Consider the following 247-nt stretch of genomic DNA (forward strand, 5'->3'; position numbering starts at 1 on the left):
GTTAACTCTATGTAAAGTACTAACTTCAATTGATGAAGTATATATCGTAAAAACAATTACTATTTAGTACTTCAAAACTATTGACATTTAAAAATAAAGATGTTAATATAATACTTGTCTTATAAATAGGCAATATGTGGTTATAATAGCAAAGAGGATACACCTGTTCCCATTCCGAACACAGAAGTTAAGCTCTTTAGCGCTGATGGTACTTGGTGGGAAACTGCCTGGGAGAGTAGGACGTAGC

Annotated in this window: 1 rRNA gene; it reads left to right on the top strand. The window is 33.2% G+C overall.

What is annotated here, in order from left to right:
• Positions 1-135 precede the first annotated feature (135 nt).
• Positions 136-247 (top strand): 5S ribosomal RNA (rrf, locus tag KK062_RS31330); the annotation flags it as partial.

It is taken from the genome of Dawidia cretensis (genome assembly GCF_018598175.1).
In the GTDB taxonomy this organism is placed as follows: domain Bacteria; phylum Bacteroidota; class Bacteroidia; order Cytophagales; family Cyclobacteriaceae; genus Ohtaekwangia; species Ohtaekwangia cretensis.